We start from the raw sequence: 4,648 nt of genomic DNA, 5'->3' as shown, positions 1-4,648 counted from the left end.
GTACCCGCTGCTCGGCGGGCTCCGCTCGTGCGCGCAGATGATCTCCTACGAGATCGCGATGGGCGCCGCGTTCGCGTCGGTGTTCCTCTACTCCGGGTCGATGTCGACGTCCGCGATCGTGGACGCCAGATAGCGCACGGGAATCCCGCCGCCCCCGGACCGGGACACGGGCCCCGAGCCGCCGGTCGGCGTGGCCGCCGCGCGCACCAGGCGCACCGGCGCGTCCGGGTCAGGACCGGGATCCGCCCAGTCGTACGCCCGGTGCGCGCCCGTTCCCGGCGCGGCGCGGGGCGGCATCGCCACCAGGTCGACCAGCGCGTGGTCCGCGAAGCCCGCGAGGGCGAAGTCCAGATGGACGGTGGCCGCCTCCATGGGGTCCTCGCACTCGGCGGCGGCCCGGGCGGCGCGGTGCAGCTGGCTGGCGCGGAAGCGCATCCGGTCCGCCTCGCGGGCGGCGAGCCGGGAGTCCGTGACGTCCGTGAACAGCCAGCCGACGCCCAGCGGCACCGGCTCCTCCGCGAGCGGCGAGGCGAGCCGCAGGAAGCCGCTGCGCCAGCAGCGGCGCCGCTCGCCCTCCGCCGTGCGCACCGTGACCCACAGCTCGACGAGGCCGCTCGGCGCGCCCTCGGCCAGCACGTGGTGCAGCGCGGCCTCCAGCTCCTCGGCGCCCTGCGCGACCAGCTCGCCCAGCGGGCGGCCCAGCACCGTGGTGCGCCCCGAGCCGAGGGCGCGCGCCGCGTGCGCGTTGACCACGGTGGGCCGCAGGTCGACGTCGACCAGGACGACACCCCACGAGGCGTCCGCGAACAGCGCCTCGCTGAGGGCTATGGAACGCTCCAGGTCGATCTGCGCGTGCACCTCGCTGAAGGCGCAGTACACGCCGGCCGGCTTGCCGTCCGCGCCGCGCACGCCCGCCGACTGCGTCCGCACGAGGACCCGGCCGCCGTCCTTGCGCAGCAGCGCGAACTCGTGGACCTGGCGGCCCTCGATGTCCATCGACGCCATCAGGCGGCCCAGCACGTCGTCGGCGTCGGCGGAGCGGGCCGCCCAGCCCGCGAACCCGTGCCGCCCCACGGCCTCGGCCGCGCTCCAGCCGAGTATCCGCTCGGCCTCGCGGTTCCAGTGCGTGATGACGCCCCCGGCGTCGAAGGCGCAGAGCGCCGCGTCCATGCCGTCGAGCAGGGCCGCGAGCAGGTCCGACCCCGGCTCGCCCGGTCCCGCCGCGTCGGTGGTCTCACTCCGGGAAGCACTCATCCTGGCACCCCCATGCAGGACGTCTGCGCTTGGCCCGCATACGTCCGATCACTGCGATCATTCCACTGAACGTGACGTGGCACACACATGGTTCCAGGAAATCGTATCGCGCGCCGTGATCGGCGAGGCGGCCCAGGGGCCCGGGGCGCACGAAAGGCGCAGGCGGGGGGCGATACGGGCGCCGGGCGGGCGCCGGAGCGCGGGCCCGGCGCGGGGCCGCGTCAATATCCGACAAATTCACTTGTCGAAGCGCCCGGGCGTTTTTTAGTGTGTGGGTACACGAGAAGGGAGGTGGTTCGGCAGATGTATGACAACCGGACGCGTGAGGTGACTGCGGGCTAGCGCCCGTTCGTCGCACTCTGTGCGGTGCCGGCTCCGCCGGCCAATCCCAAGCAGTCACCGACCCGCGGGCTCGCCGGTACGTCCGGCCGGCTACCTCTCCGGAGGAGTCAGAGCCCGCGGGTTTCTGCGTTCCGGGCCGCCTTCCCGCGTTCCCGGGAGCGCGCCCCGTCCGGCGAGGGGGGACCCCGGCGGGGCGGGACCGGTGCCGACCCCCGCCGCCCGCGCCGACGGCCGCTACGGCCGGGTGAAGGTCATGTGCGTGATGCCGCCGGGGGTCGCCACGGACTCCACCCGGAAGCGCTCCTCCAGTCCTTCGAGTCCGTCCCACAGGCGCTCGCCACGGCCCAGCACGATCGGGACGACGGCGATGTGGAGATGGTCGACGAGGTCTTCGGCGAGGAACTCGCGGACCGTGGTCGGCCCGCCGCCGATCCTGACGTCCAGATCACCCGCGGCCTCACGCGCCTGCCGGAGCGCTTCCCGCGGCGTGGCGTCGATGAAGTGGAACGTGGTGCCGCCCTCCATCTCGACCGAGGGGCGCGGGTGGTGGGTCAGGACGAACACCGGGGTGTGGAAGGGCGGGTTGGGCCCCCACCAGCCGGTCCAGTCGTCGTTCTCCCACGGCCCGCGCTGGGGGCCGAACTTGTTGCGGCCCATGATCTCCGCGCCGATGCCGGCGTCCCAGGTGCCGGCGACGGCGTCGTCGACCCCGCGGCTCCCCTCCGGCTTGCCCGCCATCCGCCGGAAGGTCGCGGTCGGGAAGAACCATTCGTGCAGCCGCCCCCCGGCATGGCCGAACGGGGCGTCGAGACTCTGCCCGTCACCGGTGGCGAACCCGTCGACGGAGACGGAGAAGTTGTGGACCCTTACGCGCGACATCGCACGGACTCCTGCCCTCGAAGCGAAGTGCTCCTGAAATGCAATCACTGGCCGCGGCGAGCCTAGACTCGGTGCTGGGCGAGTGCAATCACTGGAGGTGGGGATGCGCGACGAACCGCGGTCCGGATGCGCGATCAACGCGGCGGTCGAGGCATTCGGGGACCGGTGGAGCCTCATCGTCCTGCGCGACGTGATCTTCGGCGGACGCAGGCACTTCCGCGAGCTGCTCAGCCGCTCCGAGGAGGGGATCGCGTCGAACATCCTCAGCAGCCGCCTCAAGGCCCTCGTCGCCGGCGGCCTCCTGACGCGGGAGAACGCCGAAAGAGGTCGCCGGGCGACCTACAGCCTGACGGAAGCGGGCATCCAGACGGTCCCCGTCATGGCCGCGCTCGGCTCCTGGGGCATGCGGCACCGTCCGACCACACCCGAACTCACCGTCCGCGCACGGCTCTTGGAGGACGGCGGGCCGCCTCTTTGGCAGGACCTCATGGACGACCTCCGCGAGGCGCACCTGGGTACTCCACGCCCGCACCCCGACCGCCCGCGGGCCGCCGAACTGCTGCGGGCGGCCTACGAGCGGGCACAGGCGGAGGCGCACTGACGCGGGACGCGCCGACCCGGCCCGTGCGGCCGCGTCGAAGCCGCACGGAGCACCCGTCCCGCCCTTCCGCGCGAGCGTCCTGACGACGACCGGCCGCCACCGGCGGCCGTTAGGGGCAGAGGCGTTCCAGGCGCCAGCCGGCGCCCTCCTGCACGTAGCGCAGCCGGTCGTGGAGGCGGTTCGCGTGCCCCTGCCAGAACTCGACGCTCTCCGGCGTCACGCGGAAACCGCCCCACTGCGGCGGCACGGGGACCTGCTCGCCCTCCGGGTAGCGCGCCGCGAGGTGCTCGTAGCGCTCCAGCAGCTCCTCGCGCGTGCCGATGGCCGTGGACTGCTCGCTGGCCCACGCGCCGAGCTGCGAACCGTGCGGCCTGCTGCGGAAGTAGGCGGCCGTCTCGTCCCGGCCGACCCGCTCGGCGGTGCCGGTGACGACGACCTGGCGCGCGATGCGGTGCCAGGGGAAGAGCAGCGAGACGTAGGGGTTGGCCGCGATCTCGGTGCCCTTGCGGGACGTGTAGTTGGTGTAGAAGACGAAGCCCCGGTCGTCGTAGTGCTTCATCAGGACCGTGCGGGACGAGGGGCGCCCGCCCGGGTCGGCCGTGGAGACGACCATGGCGTTGGGCTCGGGCAGCACGTGCTCGGCGGCCGCCGCGAACCACCGGGCGAACTGCTCCATGGGCGCGGCGGCGACGTCGGACTCCAGCAGCGGCGTCGAGCGGTAGTGCTCGCGCATGGTGGCGGGGTCGGGACTCTCGTGGGACACGGCACCATCCTGCCGCAGTCGCCGGTCCCCGCGCGCGGGAGATCGCCCGGAGCACCGCTCTCCTGAAGCGGGTGTCGCAGGCGCCGGCCCCCACGCGGGAGACCGTCCGGCGGGCGCCGGGGCGGCCACCGGGTTGCGGGCGGGGTCCAGCGGCGGCGCGTGCGGCACGGCGGCCACGGGGGCGGCGGGCCCCGGGCCGGGCGGTCCCGGGGCCGCCGTGCCGGTGCGGGCCGTCAGTCGAGGGCGTGCCGCACCAGCGCCGTCCACTGCGCGACGACGCGGTCGCGGCGGGCGGTGTCGTCGGTGAGGAGCGTGGCGAGGCCGAGGCCGCGCGCCATGTCCAGCAGGCCCTGGACCGTCTCGCGCACTCCGGGGCGCGACTCGTCGGCCGCCAGCAGCGCCACGGCCACGCGGTGCGCCTCGCGGCCCACCCGCGCCTCCAGTTCGACGACCCGGGGACGCAGCGGCTCGCCGGACTCCTCCCCGGCCGCCGCGACCCACAGGTGCAGCGCCGCGCGGAAGAGCGGACCGGTGCAGAGGCCGACGAGGGCCTCCACGGCCTCGGCGCGATGCCCGGGGCCCGGCGGCACGAGCGCCCCGAGGGCCGAGGTGCGTTCCTCGGCCATGTACTCGACGGCCGCGAGGAACAGGTCCTCGCGGGTGGGGAAGTGGTGCTGCGCCGCGCCGCGCGAGACGCCCGCCCGCTCCGCCACGACGGCCACGGTGGAACCGGCCCACCCCCGCTCGGCGAGGCAGCTGACGGCCGCGGCCAGCAGCCGCCGGCGGGTGGCCCGGCTGCGGTCCTGCTG

At 74.7% G+C, this 4,648-nt stretch carries 4 protein-coding genes and 2 pseudogenes; 2 read left to right on the top strand and 4 right to left on the bottom strand.

The features are described from left to right. A pseudogene (locus L1885_RS23925) lies at nt 1-130 on the top strand (NADH-quinone oxidoreductase subunit H); the annotation flags it as partial. On the opposite strand, the pseudogene L1885_RS23920 reads toward L1885_RS23925, so the two are convergent. Both L1885_RS23920 and L1885_RS23915 read right to left on the bottom strand, forming a co-directional pair. Next, nucleotides 130-1,254, bottom strand: a pseudogene (locus L1885_RS23920) (PAS domain-containing protein); the annotation flags it as partial. The pseudogenes L1885_RS23925 and L1885_RS23920 overlap by 1 nt on opposite strands. A 576-nt stretch (nt 1,255-1,830) precedes the next feature. Then, nucleotides 1,831-2,475 (bottom strand): dihydrofolate reductase family protein, encoded by a 645-nt coding sequence (locus tag L1885_RS23915; RefSeq protein WP_235799237.1) that lies wholly within the window; start codon nt 2,473-2,475, stop codon nt 1,831-1,833. Nucleotides 2,476-2,578: 103 nt separating this feature from the next. On the opposite strand from L1885_RS23915, the gene L1885_RS23910 reads away from it, so the two are divergent. Next, nucleotides 2,579-3,076 (top strand): winged helix-turn-helix transcriptional regulator, encoded by a 498-nt coding sequence (locus L1885_RS23910; protein WP_235799236.1) that lies wholly within the window; start codon nt 2,579-2,581, stop codon nt 3,074-3,076. A 109-nt stretch (nt 3,077-3,185) separates the two neighbouring features. Here the strand turns inward: L1885_RS23910 and pdxH are convergent, their stop codons facing one another. Together pdxH and L1885_RS23900 are read right to left on the bottom strand one after the other, a co-directional pair. Next, nucleotides 3,186-3,809 carry a pyridoxamine 5'-phosphate oxidase gene (pdxH, locus tag L1885_RS23905; protein ID WP_235799238.1) on the bottom strand — a complete coding sequence of 208 codons (624 nt, stop codon included), beginning with the start codon at nt 3,807-3,809 and terminating at the stop codon, nt 3,186-3,188. 263 nt (nt 3,810-4,072) lie between these two features. Continuing rightward, a partial coding sequence (locus L1885_RS23900; protein WP_235799235.1) for a TetR/AcrR family transcriptional regulator occupies nt 4,073-4,648 on the bottom strand: 576 nt, incomplete at its 5' end.

The sequence above is a fragment of the Streptomyces fuscigenes genome (assembly GCF_021556455.1).
GTDB classification, from domain to species: Bacteria; Actinomycetota; Actinomycetes; order Streptomycetales; family Streptomycetaceae; genus Streptomyces; species Streptomyces fuscigenes.
The sequence above is the reverse complement of the archived record's forward strand: the minus strand, read 5'-3'. Positions and strand labels throughout refer to the sequence as shown.

What these genes read in the sequence shown, in the direction of transcription:
- L1885_RS23910 (WP_235799236.1), top strand. Translation starts at nt 2,579, where the DNA reads ATGCGCGACGAACCGCGGTCCGGATGCGCGATCAACGCGGCGGTCGAG.
- L1885_RS23915 (WP_235799237.1), bottom strand. Translation starts at nt 2,475, where the DNA reads ATGTCGCGCGTAAGGGTCCACAACTTCTCCGTCTCCGTCGACGGGTTC.
- pdxH (WP_235799238.1), bottom strand. Translation starts at nt 3,809, where the DNA reads ATGCGCGAGCACTACCGCTCGACGCCGCTGCTGGAGTCCGACGTCGCC.